Annotated in this window: 16 protein-coding genes; 11 read left to right on the top strand and 5 right to left on the bottom strand. The window is 70.4% G+C overall.

The window, feature by feature from the left end; all coding sequences use genetic code 11:
* The first annotated feature begins 7 nt into the window (after positions 1-7).
* The 10 genes from ACTIMO_RS11615 (at position 8) to ACTIMO_RS11660 (ending at position 12,195) form a co-directional block, all read left to right on the top strand.
* Positions 8-559 carry a PH-like domain-containing protein gene (locus ACTIMO_RS11615; RefSeq protein WP_448182510.1) on the top strand — a complete coding sequence of 184 codons (552 nt, stop codon included), beginning with the start codon at positions 8-10 and terminating at the stop codon, positions 557-559.
* Positions 556-1,905: a glutamine-hydrolyzing carbamoyl-phosphate synthase small subunit gene (gene carA / locus ACTIMO_RS11620; protein ID WP_448182511.1), complete on the top strand. Its 1,350-nt coding sequence runs from the start codon at positions 556-558 to the stop codon at positions 1,903-1,905. The genes ACTIMO_RS11615 and carA overlap by 4 nt, the downstream gene beginning before the upstream one ends.
* Positions 1,905-5,210: a carbamoyl-phosphate synthase large subunit gene (carB, locus tag ACTIMO_RS11625; RefSeq protein WP_055771305.1), complete on the top strand. Its 3,306-nt coding sequence runs from the start codon at positions 1,905-1,907 to the stop codon at positions 5,208-5,210. The genes carA and carB overlap by 1 nt, the downstream gene beginning before the upstream one ends.
* Positions 5,200-6,081 (top strand): orotidine-5'-phosphate decarboxylase, encoded by an 882-nt coding sequence (gene pyrF / locus ACTIMO_RS11630; RefSeq protein ID WP_055771302.1) that lies wholly within the window; start codon positions 5,200-5,202, stop codon positions 6,079-6,081. Before carB ends, pyrF begins: the two co-directional genes overlap by 11 nt.
* Before the next feature lie 130 nt (positions 6,082-6,211).
* Positions 6,212-6,550, top strand: coding sequence for an integration host factor, actinobacterial type (gene mihF, locus ACTIMO_RS11635; protein WP_055771299.1), 339 nt, complete (start codon positions 6,212-6,214; stop codon positions 6,548-6,550).
* A gap of 9 nt (positions 6,551-6,559) precedes the next feature.
* Positions 6,560-7,129, top strand: a complete 570-nt coding sequence (gene gmk, locus ACTIMO_RS11640; RefSeq protein WP_448182512.1) for a guanylate kinase — start codon at positions 6,560-6,562, stop codon at positions 7,127-7,129.
* A gap of 43 nt (positions 7,130-7,172) precedes the next feature.
* Positions 7,173-7,433, top strand: a complete 261-nt coding sequence (gene rpoZ / locus ACTIMO_RS11645) for a DNA-directed RNA polymerase subunit omega (protein ID WP_055771293.1) — start codon at positions 7,173-7,175, stop codon at positions 7,431-7,433.
* Between the two features lie 10 nt (positions 7,434-7,443).
* A complete protein-coding gene (gene coaBC, locus ACTIMO_RS11650) occupies positions 7,444-8,655 on the top strand; it encodes a bifunctional phosphopantothenoylcysteine decarboxylase/phosphopantothenate--cysteine ligase CoaBC (RefSeq protein ID WP_448182513.1) in 1,212 nt (403 codons plus the stop codon).
* 77 nt (positions 8,656-8,732) lie between these two features.
* Positions 8,733-9,944 (top strand): methionine adenosyltransferase, encoded by a 1,212-nt coding sequence (gene metK, locus ACTIMO_RS11655; protein WP_338403214.1) that lies wholly within the window; start codon positions 8,733-8,735, stop codon positions 9,942-9,944.
* Between the two features lie 43 nt (positions 9,945-9,987).
* A complete protein-coding gene (locus ACTIMO_RS11660) occupies positions 9,988-12,195 on the top strand; it encodes a primosomal protein N' (RefSeq protein ID WP_422389814.1) in 2,208 nt (735 codons plus the stop codon).
* A gap of 86 nt (positions 12,196-12,281) precedes the next feature.
* Here the strand turns inward: ACTIMO_RS11660 and ACTIMO_RS11665 are convergent, their stop codons facing one another.
* Genes ACTIMO_RS11665 through ACTIMO_RS11685 form a run of 5 tightly spaced genes read right to left on the bottom strand, consistent with a single transcriptional unit; the run spans position 12,282 to position 16,493 of the window.
* Entirely contained in the window at positions 12,282-12,566 is a 285-nt protein-coding gene (locus ACTIMO_RS11665) for a hypothetical protein (protein WP_055771281.1), read from the bottom strand.
* Positions 12,567-12,600: 34 nt separating this feature from the next.
* Positions 12,601-13,722 carry a glycosyltransferase family 4 protein gene (locus tag ACTIMO_RS11670; RefSeq protein WP_448182514.1) on the bottom strand — a complete coding sequence of 374 codons (1,122 nt, stop codon included), beginning with the start codon at positions 13,720-13,722 and terminating at the stop codon, positions 12,601-12,603.
* The gene (locus ACTIMO_RS11675; RefSeq protein WP_055771273.1) at positions 13,719-14,615 is read right to left on the bottom strand and encodes an alpha/beta fold hydrolase; all 897 of its coding nucleotides are present in this window, start codon (positions 14,613-14,615) and stop codon (positions 13,719-13,721) included. Before ACTIMO_RS11675 ends, ACTIMO_RS11670 begins: the two co-directional genes overlap by 4 nt.
* On the bottom strand, positions 14,615-15,448 hold the full coding sequence (locus ACTIMO_RS11680; RefSeq protein ID WP_422389812.1) for an aldo/keto reductase: 834 nt from the start codon (positions 15,446-15,448) through the stop codon (positions 14,615-14,617). Before ACTIMO_RS11680 ends, ACTIMO_RS11675 begins: the two co-directional genes overlap by 1 nt.
* A 46-nt stretch (positions 15,449-15,494) precedes the next feature.
* Positions 15,495-16,493, bottom strand: a complete 999-nt coding sequence (locus tag ACTIMO_RS11685) for a sugar-binding transcriptional regulator (protein ID WP_055771592.1) — start codon at positions 16,491-16,493, stop codon at positions 15,495-15,497.
* Positions 16,494-16,648: 155 nt separating this feature from the next.
* Between ACTIMO_RS11685 and ACTIMO_RS11690 the strand changes: the two genes are divergently transcribed.
* Positions 16,649-18,361, top strand: a complete 1,713-nt coding sequence (locus tag ACTIMO_RS11690) for a glycerol-3-phosphate dehydrogenase/oxidase (RefSeq protein ID WP_055771267.1) — start codon at positions 16,649-16,651, stop codon at positions 18,359-18,361.
* Positions 18,362-18,448 lie beyond the last annotated feature (87 nt).

Below are 18,448 nucleotides of genomic sequence, written 5' to 3' on the forward strand. Positions count from 1 at the left end.
GATCCTGATGACCGTCGCGATCATCGTCGTCATCGTGGCACTCATGGCCCTCGGCTGGCGGAACCGGCTCCGACGCCAGTCGGACGTCCCCCCACCACCCGAGATGCCCACCGATCCCGGACGCGTCCTGTACGAGGCCGACGGCCAGTACGTCGCCACGACGACAGCCGGAGACTGGCTGGACCGCATCGCCGTCCACGGCCTCGGCCTCCGCGGCAACGCCGTCGCCACCGTCCACCCCCACGGCGTCCTGTTCACCCGTACCGGGGCCCGCGCCGTCTTCGTACCGCGCGAGGACCTCGTCTCCGTGCAGCTCGCCGGCGGGATGACGGGCAAGTTCGTCGAGAAGGAGGGCCTCGTCGTCGTCACCTGGCGGCTCGGAACCGGCCCGGACGGCGAGCAGCGCCGCGTGGACACCGGCTTCCGCACGCGCCACGCGGTCCACAAGGCCCAGCTCGTCGCGGCCGTCGCCGCCCTCATCCCCGCTGGGCCCCCGAACGGGACCAGCCGCACGACCCACCGAACTCCACCGACCCCCGAAGGCAGGGAACAGCTGTGAGCCACGCTCCATCGACGGCACCGATCCAGGCGAAAGCACTCGCGGTGCTCGTCCTCGAGGACGGCCGGACCTTCCGCGGCCGCGCCTACGGCGCCCGAGGCACCGCGCTCGGCGAGGCGGTCTTCGCCACCGGCATGACCGGCTACCAGGAGACCATCACCGATCCGTCCTACGCACGCCAGCTCGTCGTCCAGACCGCACCGCACATCGGCAACACCGGCGTGAACGCGGACGACGCCGAGTCCCGCCGCATCTGGGTGGCCGGATACATCATCCGTGACGCCGCCCGCCGCCCGTCGAACTGGCGCTCCGAGCAGAGCCTCGACGACCAGCTGCGCGAGCAGGGCGTCGTCGGGATCGAGGGCGTGGACACGCGCGCCGTCACACGCCACCTGCGCGAGCGCGGCGCCATGCGCGCCGGGATCTTCTCCGGCTCCGAGGCCGGGCTGACGGAGGCGCAACTCGTCGAGAAGGTCCTCGCGCAGCCGTCCATGACGGGCGCCCGGCTCGCCGAGGAGGTCAGCATCGACGAGGCGTACGTCGTGGAGCCCGCCGAGCACGGGTGGACCGGGGAAACCCTCGCGACCATCGCGGCGCTCGACCTCGGCATCAAGGCCATGACACCGAAGCACTTTGCCCAGCGCGGTGTGCGGACCGTCGTCCTGCCCGCTGCCGCCACCTTCGAGGACGTCGTCGCTGCGCAGCCCGATGGCGTGTTCATGTCCAACGGACCCGGCGACCCCGCCACCGCGGACGCGCAGGTGGAGCTGCTCCGCCGTGTGCTCGACGCCCGCATGCCGTTCTTCGGCATCTGCTTCGGCAACCAGATCCTCGGGCGCGCCCTCGGCTTCGGGACCTACAAGCTCCGCTACGGCCACCGCGGCATCAACCAGCCGGTCCTCGACCGCCGCACCGGAAAGGTCGAGATCACGTCGCAGAACCACGGGTTCGCCGTCGACGCTCCCCTCGACGGCCCCGTCGAGGCTCCCGCCGGACGCTACGGCCGCGTCGAGGTCAGCCACGTCAGCCTGAACGACGACGTCGTCGAGGGCCTCGCGTGCCTGGACCTGCCTGCCTTCTCGGTGCAGTACCACCCGGAGGCGGCAGCGGGTCCCCATGACTCCGCCTACCTCTTCGACCGGTTCATCGACCTCATGCAGGCCGAGAAGGCCGCGCCCGGCTCGGGGAACGCCGTCCTGGCCTCGGCACTCGATGCCGGCTCCGAAGCCGGGGCACTGGCTGAGGCAGCCGCCGCCGAACTCGGCACCCACGGTTCGAAGGTGACGGGTAACCAGTCCCGGCACAGCCACGCAGAACAGACCAGCACCACGCAGGAAGAGAACTGATGCCCCGCAGAACCGACCTCAAGAGCGTCCTGGTCATCGGCTCCGGCCCGATCGTCATCGGGCAGGCCGCCGAATTCGACTACTCGGGCACCCAGGCCCTGCGCGTCCTGCGCGAGGAGGGCCTGCGCGTCATCCTCGTCAACTCGAACCCCGCGACGATCATGACGGACCCCGAGTTCGCCGACGCCACCTACGTCGAGCCGATCACGCCCGACGTGGTCGCGAAGATCATCGAGAAGGAGCGCCCGGACGCCCTCCTGCCCACCCTCGGCGGGCAGACGGCCCTGAACACGGCGATCGCCCTCGACAAGAACGGGGTGCTGGAGAAGTTCGGCGTCGAGCTGATCGGAGCGAACATCGCCGCCATCGAACTCGGCGAGGACCGCGAGAAGTTCAAGGGCGTCGTCGAGCGCTGCGGTGCGGAGTCGGCGCGGTCGGCGATCATCCACTCGATCGACGAGGCGCTCGTCGCCGCCGACGACCTCGGCTACCCGATGGTCGTCCGGCCCTCCTTCACCATGGGCGGCCTCGGGTCCGGGCTCGCCTACACCGAGCAGGACCTGCGCCGGATCGTCGGCCAGGGCCTGCAGTACAGCCCCACGAGCGAGGTCCTCCTCGAGGAGAGCATCCTCGGATGGAAGGAGTACGAGCTCGAGATGATGCGGGACAGGAACGACAACGTCGTGGTCGTCTGCTCCATCGAGAACTTCGACCCCGTGGGCGTGCACACCGGTGACTCCATCACCGTGGCCCCCGCGCTGACGCTCACCGACCGCGAGTACCAGCGCCTGCGCGACATCTCCATCGCCGTCATCCGCGAGGTCGGCGTGGACACCGGTGGCTGCAACATCCAGTTCGCCGTCGAGCCGGACACCGGTCGCGTCGTCGTCATCGAGATGAACCCCCGCGTGTCCCGGTCCTCGGCCCTCGCATCGAAGGCCACGGGCTTCGCGATCGCCAAGATCGCCACGAAGCTGTCCCTCGGCTACACGCTCGACGAGATCCCGAACGACATCACGCTGAAGACCCCGGCGTCCTTCGAGCCCACGCTGGACTACGTGGTGGTCAAGGTCCCGCGCTTCGCATTCGAGAAGTTCCCGGCGGCGGACCCCACGCTGACCACCACCATGAAGTCGGTCGGCGAGGCCATGGCGATGGGCCGCAACTTCACCGAGGCCCTGCAGAAGGCGCTCCGCTCGCTCGAGCAGAAGGGCTCCCAGCTGTCCTACGCTGCCGTGGCGCCCGAGGAGGTCGACGCCCTCGTCGAAGCCGCGAAGCGCCCCACCACCGAGCGCCTTTCGCAGGTGCAGCGCGCGCTGCTGGGAGGTGCGAGCGTGGAGCGCCTATACGAGGCGACGGGGATCGACCCCTGGTTCCTCGACCAGCTCGTGCTGCTCAACGAGGTCGCCGAGGAGGTCCGCACCGCCCCCAACCTCTCCGAGGACGTGCTGCGCCTGGCCAAGCGCCACGGCTTCTCCGACGAGCAGATCGGCGCCCTCACGCACACCCCCGACGCCGTCGTCCGCGGCGTGCGCCACGCGCTGGGGATCCGTCCCGTGTTCAAGACCGTGGACACGTGCGCCGCCGAGTTCGCGGCCTACACCCCGTACCACTACTCCTCCTACGACGAGGAGGACGAGGTGGCCCAGCACGAGAAGCCGTCCATCATCATCCTGGGGTCCGGTCCCAACCGGATCGGCCAGGGCATCGAGTTCGACTACTCCTGCGTCCACGCCACCATGGCGCTCCGCGAGGCCGGCTACGAGACCGTCATGGTCAACTGCAACCCGGAGACGGTGTCCACGGACTACGACATCTCCACGCGCCTCTACTTCGAGCCGCTGACCCTCGAGGACGTCCTCGAGGTCATCGCCGCCGAGGAGCGCACGGGAGGCGTGCTCGGCGTCTTCGTCCAGCTCGGCGGCCAGACCCCGCTGAAGCTCGCGCAGGAACTGGCCGACGCCGGCATCCCGATCCTCGGCACGTCACCGGAGGCCATCGACCTCGCCGAACACCGCGGGGCCTTCAGCCGGGTGCTCGACGCCGGCGGGCTGATCGCGCCGAAGAACGGTACCGCGGTGTCCTTCGAGGACGCGAAGCGGATCGCCGACGACATCGGCTACCCCGTGCTCGTGCGTCCGTCCTACGTCCTCGGCGGGCGCGGCATGGAGATCGTCTACGACGAGCCCAACCTCTCCCGCTACATCGCCAACGCCACGGAGATCACCGAGGCGCACCCCGTGCTGATCGACCGTTTCCTCGAGGACGCCATCGAGATCGACGTCGACGCGCTGTACGACGGCACCGAGATGTACCTCGGCGGCATCATGGAGCACATCGAGGAGGCCGGCATCCACTCCGGCGACTCCGCGTGCGTCCTGCCCCCCATCACCCTCGGCGCCGACGTCCTCCAGCGGGTCCGTGAGGCCACGCTGGCGATCGCGCAGGGGGTCGGGGTCCGCGGACTGATCAACATCCAGTTCGCCCTCGCCTCCGACGTCCTCTACGTCCTCGAGGCCAACCCGCGGGCGTCCCGTACCGTGCCGTTCGTGTCGAAGGCCACGGGGGTGCAGCTGGCCAAGGGCGCCGCCCTGATCGGCACCGGTGTCACCGTCGCCGAGCTCCGCACGCGGGGGTTCCTGCCCGCACAGGGGGACGGGGGCTCCCTGCCCCTGGACGCCCCGGTCTCGGTCAAGGAGGCCGTGCTGCCGTTCAGCCGCTTCCGGACGCCGGAGGGCACCGTCGTCGACTCGCTGCTCGGCCCCGAGATGCGTTCCACCGGCGAGGTCATGGGGATCGACAAGTACTTCGACACCGCCTTCGCCAAGAGCCAGGCCGCGGCGAATGCAGCCCTGCCGGTCGAGGGCAAGGTCTTCGTCTCGGTGGCGAACCGGGACAAGCGGTCCATCATCATGCCGGTCAAGCGGCTCGTGGACCTCGGCTTCGAGATCGTCTCCACGGGCGGCACCGCCGACGTGCTGCGCCGCAACGGCATCCACGCCACGACGGTCCGCAAGGTGGCCGAGGGAGCCGGCGAGGGGCAGGGCACGGTGGTGGACCTCATCACCGAGGGCGGGATCGACATGATCATCAACACGCCCTCCGGTGGACAGGCCCGCGGTGACGGCTACGAGATCAGGGCCGCTGCGACCTCCTACGGCCTGCCGGTCATCACGACGATCCCCGAGGTCGGCGCCGCCGTGCAGGCCATCGAGGCCATGCGGTCCTACGAGTGGTCGGTCACGAGCCTGCAGGAGCACGCCGCGAACCTGCGCGCGTCCACCGAGGCACGCGATGCGTCCTGAGGTCCCTGCCGCCGCACCCCGGGCATCCAGCACCTCCCGCGCTTCCTTCGGGGAGCGCCTCGCGGCGGCCCGGAGCGGCAAGGGCAGCCTGTGCGTCGGCATCGATCCCCATCCGGCGCTCCTCGCTGCGTGGGGCCTCCCGGACTCACCCGAGGGCCTGGAGCGGTTCTCCCTCGCGGTGCTCGACGCCGTGGGGCCGGTGTCGGTGGCCCTCAAGCCGCAGGTCGCCCTGTACGAGCGGCACGGCTCACGCGGGCTCGCCGTCCTCGAGACGCTGCTGGCCCGTGCGGCCGACGCCGGTGCCCTGACCATCGCGGACGCCAAGCGCGGCGACATCGGCTCCACCATGCAGGCGTACGCCGAGGCGTGGCTGGGGGAGGGCAGCCCGCTGGCGGCGGACGCAGTGACCCTCAATCCGTACCTCGGCTTCGAATCGCTGCGGCCGGCGCTCGACCTCGCTCGGTCCACGGGGCGGGGGGTCTTCGTCCTCGCCCTCACATCCAATCCCGAGGGCCGCTCGGTGCAGCACGTCGGCGGGGACGCCTCCGTCGCCCGCTCGATAGCGCTTGCCGCAGCCGGCGAGAACGCGGACCAGGACGGCGCGGGCCGACCGGGCCATGTCGGGCTCGTCGTCGGAGCGACGATCGGTGACGCCGCCGAGCGGCTCGGCCTCGACCTGGCACGGTTGAACGGCCCGATCCTCGCCCCGGGAGTGGGCGCGCAGGGGGCGGGGACGCGCGAGCTCCGCGCCGCGTTCGGCGGCGCGCTGCCGCTCGTGCTCCCGACGTCGAGCCGTGCCATCCTCGCTGCGGGGCCGGACGGGGCGCGGTTGCGGGCAGCCGCCGAACGGACACGCGACGAGCTCGCGTGAAGCAGGGGCAGCATTGATTTCAGGGGTGTGCGCCCGGTAGGTTCGGTTCCAGTCCGACCCCGGAACGTGACCGATCCAATCGACGAGCAGCCGCCGCCCTCCGTGGTGCCGTCCAGCGCAGGGAGCATGAGTGAGCCTGAAGCCATTGACGGATGACGAACGAACCCGGGCGCGTGAGAAGGCGACGGCTGCGCGGGCGGTGCGGGCGGACATCAAGTCCCGGCTGAAGACCGGTAAGCTCTCTGTTGCGGACGTGATCGAGAACCGCGACGGCGACGACGCCGTGGGCCGCCTGAAGGTCCTCGACCTCCTCAAGGCACTGCCCGGCGTCGGAGACGTCCGGGCGGTCGCGATCATGGCGGAGGTCGGCATCGCGGGCACGCGGCGCGTCCGCGGCCTCGGCATCCACCAGCGCAAGGCCCTGGTCTCTCACCTCGAACAACATCACACCGGCCCGGCCGGTAAGTAAGGAACCCCAGTGTCACAACCCCGGTTGACAGTCCTCGCCGGTCCGACGGCGGTCGGCAAGGGAACGGTCTCCACGTACATCCGTGACAACTATCCCGAGGTGTGGCTGTCCGTCTCGGCCACCACGCGCCCGCCCCGCCCCGGTGAGGTGGACGGTGTGCACTACTTCTTCCTCTCGTCCGAGGAGTTCGACCAGCTCGTCGACGAGGGCCAGCTCCTGGAGTGGGCCGTGGTCCACGGCCGCAACCGCTACGGGACCCTCAGGAGGACCGTGCAGGCCGCCATGGACGAGGGGCGACGGGTGCTCCTGGAGATCGACCTACAGGGTGCGCGGCAGGTCAAGGAGAGCATGCCGGACGCCACTTTCGTGTTCCTCGCCCCGCCCAGCTGGGAGGAGATGGTGCGCCGACTGGTCGGCCGCGGCACGGAAACACCCGAGGAACAGCAGCAGCGGCTGGAAACGGCTAAACTGGAACTTGCTGCCGAGCCGGAATTCAACCACACCGTCGTCAACGACTCCGTGGAGCATGCGGCAGACGAGCTCGTATCACTGATGGGACTGCTTCCGCTGCAGCGCTGACAACGCCCTGCACCCGCCGTCCCGCCTAATATTTGGAGATTCTGTGTCAACTCAGCCCGAAGGCATCATCAACCCGCCGATCGATTCTCTGCTGGAGGCCTCGGACTCGAAGTACGCCCTCGTGATCTACGGTGCCAAGCGCGCCCGCCAGATCAACGCGTACTACTCGCAGCTCCACGAGGGCCTGTTCGAGTACGTCGGCCCCCTCGTCGACACCAAGCTGAACGAGAAGCCGCTGTCCATCGCGCTGCGCGAGATCAACGAGGGCATGCTCGTGTCCTCGCCCATGGAACAGTCCGAGTAACCGCCGAGCGGTGCGCATAGTACTGGGTGTCGGAGGAGGGATCGCAGCCTACAAGGCTGCATCCCTCCTCCGTCTTTTCACGGAGTCCGGCCACGACGTCACGGTCATCCCCACGGATGCTGCGACCCGCTTCGTGGGGACGGCCACCTGGGAGGCGCTGTCCGGCCACCCCGTCAGCAACAGCGTCTGGGACGACGTCGACAAGGTGAACCACGTGCGCCTGGGCCACGAGGCGGACCTGATCGTCGTCGCGCCCGCCACCGCGGACGTCCTGGCGCGTGCCGCCGCGGGGCTCGCGAACGATCTCCTGACCGGGACCCTCCTGATGGCGCACGGCCCGGTCGTGATGGCCCCGGCGATGCACACCGAGATGTGGCAGCACGCCGCGACCCGCGCCAACGTCGAGACCCTCCGCTCACGCGGCGTGACGGTCATCGAGCCGGCGTCCGGGAGGCTGACCGGCTCCGACTCGGGACCGGGCCGGCTCCCCGAGCCCGCCGACATCTTCGCGGCGGCCATCGCGGCCACGGGTGCCGCGGGATCCGGAGCCCTCGCGGGCAAACGGGTGACCATCACGGCCGGCGGCACGCGCGAGGCGCTGGACCCCGTGCGGTTCCTCGGCAACAGGTCCTCGGGCAAGCAGGGGATGGCCCTCGCCGAGGCGGCGCTGGCGCAGGGGGCCCACGTGACCCTGGTCCTCGCCCATGCCGAGGTGGCTCCGCCGTCGGGCTGCGACGTCGTCCGGGTCGAGTCCGCGCTGGAGCTCCGCGACGCCGTCCTCGGCCTCCTGCCGACCACCGACGTCCTGGTGATGGCCGCCGCGGTGGCCGATTTCCGACCGGCAGAGGTCATGGCCACGAAGATCAAGAAGACCGACGACGGCGCCGATCCCGTCATCACGCTCGTCCGGAACCCCGATGTCCTCCGTGAGGCGGTGATCGCCCGCTCGTCGCTGGCGGAGCCCCTCGTCATCGCCGGATTCGCGGCGGAGACCGGGGACGCAGCAGCGGACCCGATCACCCACGCCCGGGCGAAGCTCGCCCGGAAGGGCTGCGACTTCCTCGTCCTCAATGTCGTCGGCTCCGGCCTCGTCTTCGGCCAGGACGCCAACGAGGTCACCATCCTGGACGCGGACGGCACCGAATCAGGTCCGGTACGCGGGTCCAAGCGGACGGTCGCGGACGCTGTGATCGACCACGCCGCCCGCCTGCTCGTCCGCTGACGCCGTCGTCCGTCCCGTCCCGTCACGTGGCTCGCCGCCCGGGCAGGATCGTCCCTCCGACCAAGTAGAGTGAGCACGTGAATTCACCCAGCACCGATTCCCCCCTGCGCCTGTTCACCTCGGAATCGGTCACCGAGGGCCATCCGGACAAGATCTGCGACCAGATCAGTGACGCCATCCTCGACGGCCTGCTGACGCAGGATCCCGATTCCCGGGTGGCCGTCGAGACGCTCGTCACGACCGGCCTCGTGCACGTCGCGGGCGAGGTCACCACCGAGGCGTACGTGGAGATCCCCGAGATCGTCCGGAAGACCATTCTGGGAATCGGCTACGACTCCTCCGCCAACGGGTTCGACGGCGCACGCTGCGGTGTCTCCGTGTCCATCGGCCAGCAGAGTGCGGAGATCGCGTCCGGCGTCTTCACCTCCCTCGAGACCCGCGAGGGCACCGGGGTCGACCCCTACGACGCGCAGGGAGCCGGCGACCAGGGGATCATGTTCGGCTATGCCAGCGACGAGACGGCCGTCCTGATGCCGACGCCCATCTGGCTCTCGCACCGACTCTCCGAACGCCTCACGCACGTGCGCAAGGACGGGACGCTCCCGTACCTCCGTCCGGACGGCAAGACGCAGGTCACCATCGGGTACGACGGCGATCGCCCCGTCTCCATCGACTCCGTCGTCATCTCCTCGCAGCACTCGGCCGAGGTCTCCCTCGACGAGCTGCGCGCCGATCTCGCCGAACACGTGATCGGGCCCGTGCTCGCCGAATCGGAGCTCGACACCTCCTCGGTCCGGCACATCCTGAATCCCGGCGGGGCCTTCGTCATCGGCGGTCCCGTGGGGGACGCAGGCCTGACGGGCCGGAAGATCATCGTCGACACCTACGGCGGGATGGCCCGCCACGGTGGTGGCGCCTTCAGCGGCAAGGATCCCTCGAAGGTGGACCGTTCGGCCGCCTACGCCATGCGCTGGGTCGCGAAGAACGTCGTCGCCGCCGGGCTCGCGCGCCGCGCGGAGATCCAGATCGCCTACGCGATCGGCATGGCCCAGCCCGTCGGCATCTACGTCGAGACCTTCGGCACCGAGACCGTCGATCCCCAGGCCATCGGTGACGCCATCCGGGAGATCTTCGACCTCCGGCCCCTCGGCATCATCAACGCGCTCGACCTGAAGCGTCCCATCTACCAGCGCACCGCGGCCCACGGGCACTTCGGACGCGAGGACGAGGACTTCACCTGGGAGCGCACCGATCGCGTGGAGAAGTTGCGGAGCTACTTCAACGCCTGACGCGGAGGGACGGGACGGGCCGCCGAGGCGGACGGCCGACACCATGACCGACAACGAGAGCCGCACCGCCGGGCCGTCCCGGCGCGACGGTGAGAGCGGGGGACAACTCTCCCTCCTGCACGGCTTCGGGGCCGCGAACCTCCCGATGGCGGATCCCGAACGGGCCGCCACCCTGCCGATCGCGCGCGTGGTGCTCGACGCGCAGCTGCCCCACCTCGACCGGTACTTCGACTACGCGGTGCCGGCGGCGATGGACGTCGACGCCCAGCCGGGCGTCAGGGTGAAGGTGCGCTTCGCCGGGCGCGAGCACGCCGGTTTCCTTGCCGAACGCGTCGCTCGGTCCAGCACGACCGCGACCCTGCTGCCGCTCGGGAAGGTCGTCTCCCCGCTGCAGGTCCTGACCCCCGACGTCCTGGCTCTCGCAACGTCGGTCGCCGCACGCTCCGTGGGCACGGTGAGCGACGTCCTGCGGTCCGCGATCCCGCCGCGCATGGCGCGCGTCGAGGCGGAGTTCCTGCCGGCCGCAGGATCGGGGACGGGGCACGCACCGGCGTCGTCCTCCGGCGTCGCCCCCGCATCGGACAGCCCGGGCAGCGTCAGCAGCTCCGGCGCCTTCGGGCGGTACACCAACGGCGTGGCCTTCCTCCAGCACCTCGAGGCCGGCGAGGCGCCCCGTGCCGTCCTCAGCAGCCTCGGCGGGTTCGGGCCGCGAGCCTGGACGGAGGAACTGACCGATGCGGTCGCGGCGACGGTCGCCTCGGGGCGGGGAGCCCTCGTCGTCGTGCCCGACCAGCGGGACCTCGCCCGTGTCGAGGCCTCGCTCGCGGCGAGGCTCGGGGCCGGGACCGTCGCACGGCTCACGGGTGAGGACGGAGCGACGCCGCGCTACCGGAACTTCCTGCGCCTGCTCCACGGGTCCGCCCGTGTGGCCGTCGGGACACGCTCGGCGGCCTACGCCCCCGTGGCGGACCTCGGCCTCGTCTGCCTGTGGGACGACGGCGACGACCAGCACGTCGAGCAACGCGCGCCCTACCAGCACGTCCGGGACGTCCTCCTGCTCCGTGCGGAGCAGGAGGGTGCGGGCATGCTGCTGTCCTCCTTCGCCCGCTCCACCGAGGCGCAGCGCCTCGTCGACACAGGCTGGGCGCGTGCCATCCAGGCGGACCGGGCGGAGGTACGGCGGGCGACCCCGCGCGTGGTGCACGCCGCGGACGCCTTCCAGATGGAGCGGGACCCGCATGCGGCGCAGGCCCGCATCCCGCATGCTGCGTGGGCCGCTGCGCAGGCCGGACTCACCCGCGGGCCGGTGCTCCTGCAGGTGGCCCGGACGGGGTTCTCGCCGGCGCTGGCGTGTGATCGCTGCCGGCACCCCGCTCGGTGTTCCTCCTGCTCCGGGCCGCTCGCGCAGGGCAGCCGCAACGCCCCGCTGTCCTGCCGCTGGTGCGGCCGGCCCGACAACCACTGGGTCTGCGCCGAGTGCGGCGGCACGCGCGTCCGGGCGACCGTGGCGGGTGCCACGAGGACCGCCGAAGAACTGGGCCGGGCCTTCCCCGGCGTCCCGGTGATCTCCTCGGCGGGCGATCACATCATCGACACCGTCCGGGATTCTCCCGCCGTCGTCGTCGCGACACCGGGTGCCGAGCCGGTGGCCGCGGGCGGGTACACGGCGGTCATCCTGCTCGACGGCAACGCCCTGCTCAGCAGGGAGTCGCTGCGTGCGGGCGAGGACGCGCTGAGACGCTGGTTCTCCGCGGCGGCGCTCGCGCGGCCGTCGTCGGCCGGAGGCACCGTGGTGATCACGGGGGACGACGACGTCGCCGTGGGTCACCTGGTCCGCTGGGATCCCGCGGGCGCCGCGTCACGCGAACTGGCCGAGCGCCGCGAGCTGGGCCTCCCGCCCGCGGTGCGCTACGCCGTGCTGACCGGCACCCGCGAGGCCCTCACCCACTTCCTCGAGGATCTGGAGCTCGAGGGAGCCGCCCGCGTGGTGGGGCCGGCCCCCATCCCGCCCGACATCCGCCGAGAGGCCGTCCTCATCGCGCGTGCCGCCGGAGCGCTGCGCGGTGCGGGCAAGGGTGCGCCCTCGACGGAGGTGCTGGCCGGGCAGGGGAGCCACCGTGTGCTGCTGTTCTTCCCCTACCGGGCTGCGGCCGGGATCACCCGGCAGCTGCGTGCCCGCCGCGCGGCGCTCTCCGCCAAGCGGACGGGTGATCCCGTGCACGTCCGGCTCGACGCGCTGGACGTGCTCTGAGCGCGTCCTGCCGCGCGCGGTCATCGGCCTCCGAGACCGGCTCCGGGTGCGCCCGAGGTGTCAGGTCCGATCGGGGACACCGCCCGTCACGGCGAGCGCACCGTCCACCCCTCGGAGTCGACCCCGACGATGACCGGCGGTGCGCCGCTGATGCCGTGGGCGCGGAGAGCCGCCACCAGGGCGGGCGCCGGGGCCGCAAGGACGAGGGTCTCGCCCCGGAAACGATCGGCGGCGTCGTCGACGAGGGCACAGACATCCGCCTGCGCCGGGGCGTCGACGGTCTCGGCGATCTTGAGTCGGCCGAGCCAGGCCGGTAGCGGGGCGCCGATCCCGAGCAGGACGACGACGGCAGCGCACTGCAGGTCCGTCATGCGCGCGCCCTGCGTCGGCCCCGGCGCGACGCGGTCATCGCGATGGGCCTCGTCCGGCCCGCCTCCGCGAACCCGGTCTCCGCCGTCCGTGCTCCTCGATGGCGCGGCGGCAGGCGTCGCGCAGCTGACTGGCGGACGCCGACCACGAGTACATGGCGGCCCGCTCGAGGCCCAGCCGTGACGCCTCCGCCCAGCGGCCGGGATGGTCGAGCTGACGGACCGCGTCCGCCACGGCCTGCGGATCAGCCGGGTCGACGAACAGGGCCGCGTTCCCGCCCACCTCCCGGAAGATCGGGATGTCGCTGGCGATCACGGGCGTGCCGGTCGCCATCGCCTCGATGATCGGCAGGCCGTATCCCTCGGCCCGGGACAGGGTGACCAGCGCGGTGGCGTCGTCCAGCAGGTCCTCGTACTCGGTGTCCGTGACCCCGCCGTGGAAGACGACTCTGCCTGCCGGCGCCCGCAGTACTTCCAGTTCGGCCTGCCGTTCCGGGGTGATGCGGCTCAGGAGGTGGAGCACATGTCCGGGGAGCCCGGACATCGAGCGGACGAGCGTCTCGACATTCTTGTACGGCATGAACGAGCCCATGTAGAGCAGCGACGGTGAGCGGGGAGCCTCGGGATCGCGGCGTCGTCCGGTCGGCTGCGGGGCGTTGCCGACGAGCATGACGGGCCGCCGGGTGAGGCGGTGCGCGGCGATGAGCCCGGCGGTGGTGCGGGAGATCGTGGCGACGACGTCGGCACGGTCCAGCAGCAGCCGCTGGGGCCAGTACGCGCGGTGGTAGAGCCGCCACAGGAGGCGCACCGGTAGCGGCAGGAAGGAGGGGGGCGTCGGGTTCTCGTAGTAGATGAGGTCGTGCAGGGTGAGCACCAGCGGATAGCGGCGCCCCCAGGAGCCCATGGTCTGCATGGGGCAGACGACGACGTCGGGTCGCAGGGCGTTGATGCGCCGCGCCACGAACAGCTCGGCGGGGGAGAGCGGGCTGCTGATCCGCACGTGCGGTACGTCCGGGAGGAGGGCGAGCTGCCGTGGGTCGCTGATCAGCATGACGACATCGTCCGTCCGAGCGAGGGCCTCGATGAGGCTCGCCCCGTACCGGCTGATGCCGTCGTGGTGGTCGGTCCGCGTGAAGCGGGCGTCGAACAGGATCCTCATGCGGGCAGGGCCTCCAGGAAGGTCTCGATGAGCTGCGCCGCCTCGCGCGGCTTCTCGTAGTGGACGAGGTGTCCGACGTCGGGGATGACCCGGAGGGTCGCGGCAGGGAAGAGCGCGGCGAGGTCCCGCTGGCTCGCGACCGACCCGATGTCGTCCTGCTCGGCGGCGATGAGCAGCACCGGAACGTCGATGTCCTGTGCGCGGTCGCGCACCGTGCCGGAGATCGACGCCTGGAAGGCCTCGAGGACCACGCGCCGGCTGGCGAAGGAGCTGAACCAGGCGTCGTGCTGCCCGTGGATCCAGCGGCGCAGCGTCCGGTCCTTCGTCTTCGCCATGAAGGCGCTCATGCCGCGCACGATCACCGGGCTGGCGAGCAGTGCGCGTCCCGCGGCTTCGGGCAGCCGGTCGGCAGCCACGTAATAGCCCTCCGCGACCCGCGACGCCGCGCGGCTGGGTCCCTCGAGGGCAGGGGTACTGATCGGATTGACCAGCACCAGGACCGCAGCGAGGTCCGGGTCCGAGGCCACCGCCTCGGCCGCGACGATGGACCCGAAGGAGTGACCGAGGAGTATGCGCGGTCCGGGACCGACGAGTCGCGCGACATGGGCGGTGAAGCGGGCGTAGGTGCCGACGTCGTGCGTGGACGTCAGTTCCTGGCCCTGCCCGAACCCGGGCAGGTCCGGCAGGACGACCCGGTGGCCCGGCAGCTCCTCGACGAGCCGCAGCAGGCCGTGGTGGTCACCCCGGAAACCGTGCACCATGACGATCGGCAGTGCGGCAGGGGTGGCCGGTCCGGCCGGTCCCGCCGGTTCCGGGGACCCGACGGCAGGGAAGTCCCAGATGCGTTGCAGCGTGCCTTCCCAGCCTATGGTGCGGACGACGGCGTCGCGCATCAGCCCACCCGGTCCGGGTGTGACCCGAAGCGCCGGCCACGCTCCAGCCCGTCGAGGGCGGCCATCCGGGCGTCGTCGAGCTCGAAGCCGAAGATGTCGAGGTTCGAGGCGATGCGTTCCCTCGAACTGGCCTTCGGGATCGTCAGGATGTCCTGCTGGTGGTGCCAGCGGAGGATCACCTGGGCAGGGGTACGGCCGAGTTCAGCCGCGATGCGGACGATCACGGCGTCGTCGAGCACGTTGCCGCGCCCCAAGGGACTCCACGCCTGGGTGGCGATGCCGTGCTCGGCGTGGAAGGCGCGCAGCTCCCGCTGCTGCAGGTAGGGGTGCAGCTCCACCTGGTTGAGGACCGGGATCACGTCGGTCTCGTTGATCAGCCGTTCGAGGTGGGTCCGCTGGAAATTGGAGACGCCGATCGAGCGCACCCGGCCGTCGCCCTGGAGCCGCTCGAGGGCGCGCCAGGTCTCCACGTACAGGTCCTTGGAGGGGCAGGGCCAGTGGATGAGGTAGAGGTCCAGCCGGTCGAGTCCGAGGAGGTCCATGCTCGTGTCGAAGGCCCGGAGCGTCGCATCGAAGCCGTGGTCGTCGTTCCACACCTTCGAGGTGATGAAGAGTTCGTCCCGGTCACCCGATCCGAGGTACTCACGGACCGCCGATCCCACGCCGGACTCGTTGCCGTACAGCGACGCGGTGTCGAGGAGTCGGTAGCCGGCGTCGAGCGCCGTGGAGCAGAGGCGCGCTGTGTCCTCGGGCGGCACCTTGTACACGCCGTACCCCACCCGGTCGATCATTCGTCCGTCGGCGAGTGCGGCACGGGGCGCGGGAGAGCTCATGCGTGCACTCTATCGAGGACGGGGCGCACCCGGCTGCCCCGGGCCGTCAGGAGTGCACGAGCCGCCGGGCCGAGCCCTCGTCGAGGATGAGGTCCGTGGCGAGCCCCGCCGCCAGGGCGCCGCGGAGTCCGTTGATCTTCGACTCCCCGGACACCACGCAGATCCGGCGTCGGACCGTGCGCAGCTGGTCGAGCTCGGGGCCCGTGCTGCGCGTGTTGAGCACGATGTCACGATGCGTGCCGTCGGCGCGGAAGAACATCGTGGCCACATCACCGACGACCTCGTCCGTCTCCAGCGTCTCGAGGTCCTCGCGGTCCAGGTAGCCGCCGCTGTACACGTGGCTGGGGATCCCCGCCCCGATCGATCCCACGCCGAAGATCGCCATGGTCATGCGCCGCTGCAGGTCGAGGATGCGGCGGACGCTGCGTTCCTCCCACATGGCGGTCTTCGTGGCGGCATGGTCGAAGAAGGCGGGGACGGGGAACTGCTCCACCCGCGCTCCGTAGGCCTGGCCGAAGCGCCGCAGGATCTCGCTGGCGTAGGTGATGCCCGTGGTCTGGGTGTTACCCGCCCCGTTGAGCTGCACGATCGTGCTGTCGTGGGTCTGCTTCCGGGTCAGATGGTGACTCACCGCGCTGAGGGTGGATCCCCAGGCGACGCCGACGATGGCGTTCGAATCCACGAGGGGGCCGATCGTCCGGGCGGCCTGGATGGCGACGCGGTCGAGCACCTCTGAGTCGTTCACACTGTCGGCCACCGGGACGACGTGCGCCTCCACGCCGAAACGACGGCTGATCTGCTGCTCCAGCGCAGGAGCCCGGTCGGACGGGTTGTTGACCTGGATCTGCACCAGTCCCGTCTCCCGTGCCATCGAGAGCAGGCGGGAGACGGTGGAGCGGGAGGTACGCAGCTCCCGCGCGATGGCGTTCATGGTGAGGTCCTGCAGGTAGTACATCTGGGCTGCCCTCAGGGCATCCCGCGAGCGGTTGCCCGGTGCCCGGTCGGGGTCGCCGATACCGTCCGACGAGCCGTCCTCGATGGTCATCATCCCGTCAGTCTGACGCGCTGTGCACGTTTGTGCAATGCGGTTGACTGTTATTCCCACTGCTCGAAGAATTAGTAGCGCAGTAAACATTCCCGACATTGAAGTTACGGAGTAGTCCCTTGAGCATTCCAGCCGACCGCACCCCCGGTGAAGGCATGACATCTTCGACGCGCACCGTGGTGCAGGAGCTCAGGGACAACCCCCGGGCGTCCGTACTCATCATCGGTGGCGGCATCAACGGGGTCGGAACCTTCCGCGACCTCGCGCTGCAGGGCATCGACGTCGCTCTCGTTGAACGGGGCGACTACTGCCAGGGCGCATCGGGCGCGTCCTCCCACATGATCCACGGCGGTATCCGCTATCTCGAGAACGGCGAGTTCCGCCTCGTGCGCGAATCGGTCATCGAGCGGAACGCGCTGATGAAGATCGCCCCCCATTACGTCAAGCCGCTGCAGACCACCATCCCGATCTACACCACGTTCTCGGGCATCCTCTCCGCCCCCCTGCGTTTCCTGACGCACAAGCAGGGCAAGCAGGTCGAGCGTGGCGCGGTCCTCATCAAGGCCGGCCTGACCATGTACGACTTCTTCTCGCGCGACGGCGGCAACGTGCCCCGTCACTCGTTCGTCGGTCGCAAGAAGGCGCTCGCCGCCATGCCCGAACTCCGCAAGGACATCAAGTACGCGGCCACCTACTTCGATGCCTCCGTCCACAACCCGGAGCGCCTGACCCTCGACGTCCTGCGCGACGGACAGATCGCCAACCCCGCCGCGCGGGCGGCGAACTACGTCAGTGCCGTCGGCACGACCGACGACGGCGTGCTCCTGCGCGATGAGCTCACCGGCGAGACCTTCGGCTTCCAGGCCGACGTCGTCGTGAATGCGACCGGCGCATGGACCGACGGCACCAATGCGGCCCTCGGCACCGAGACCCTGTTCATGGGTGGCACCAAGGGCTCGCACATCGTCCTCGACCACCCCCAGCTGCTCGAGGCCTGCAATGGCACCGAGATCTTCTTCGAGCACGTCGACGGCCGGATCGTCCTCATCTACCCCATGGGCGACCGCGTGCTTGTCGGCACCACGGACATCGACGTCGACGTCGAGGAGCAGGCCGTCTGCACGGACGAGGAGATCGACTACTTCTTCGAACTGATCGGCCATGTCTTCCCGGACATCGCGGTCTCGAAGGACCACATCGTGTACAGCTTCTCGGGCGTGCGGCCGCTGCCGCGCCACGACGACACCCAGCCGGGCTTCGTGTCCCGCGACTACCGCATCGAGAAGCGCCAGGAGAAGGTGGGCGACCGCCAGGTCACCACCCTGAGCCTCGTCGGCGGCAAGTGGACCACCTTCCGCGCCCTCTCCGAACACCTCGCCGACGACACACTCGCCGCTCTCGGGGCCGCTCGAAAGACCTCCACGGCGGGAGTCGCCATCGGTGGTGGCCAGGACTTCCCGACGGACGACGACGCCGAGCGCCTGTGGATCCGGAATGCCGTCCGGCCGGGCTTCGACGAGGCCCGCGTGGACGTTCTGCTCACCCGGTACGGAACACGCGCAAAAGACGTCATCGAATACCTCGCCGAAGGTCCCGACAGGATGTTTAATTCCACGAAGGAGCTGAGTACGCGTGAGCTCGCCTACATGGTGGAGCACGAGCAGATCGGCCACCTGATCGACGTCCTGATCCGCCGTACATCGCTCGCCTTCCGGGGACTCGTCTCCGAGGAACTGCTCTCAGAACTTGCCGGGACCCTGGCCCCCCTGCTGGGGTGGGATGCTGCACGGTCAGCATCGGAGATCGAGCTCGCCGAGAACGTCCTCGCCGCGGCCCACAGGGTCGAGGTCAAAAGCCTGATCGCCTAGCGGCTCCCGCCGTCACGTGATCGAACCGCTGTCACTCGCAGCGGTGCTATGCCAACGGCAGTGGTTGCCGGGGGGAACCAAACGGGT

Source organism: Arthrobacter sp. CP30 (assembly GCF_053470025.1).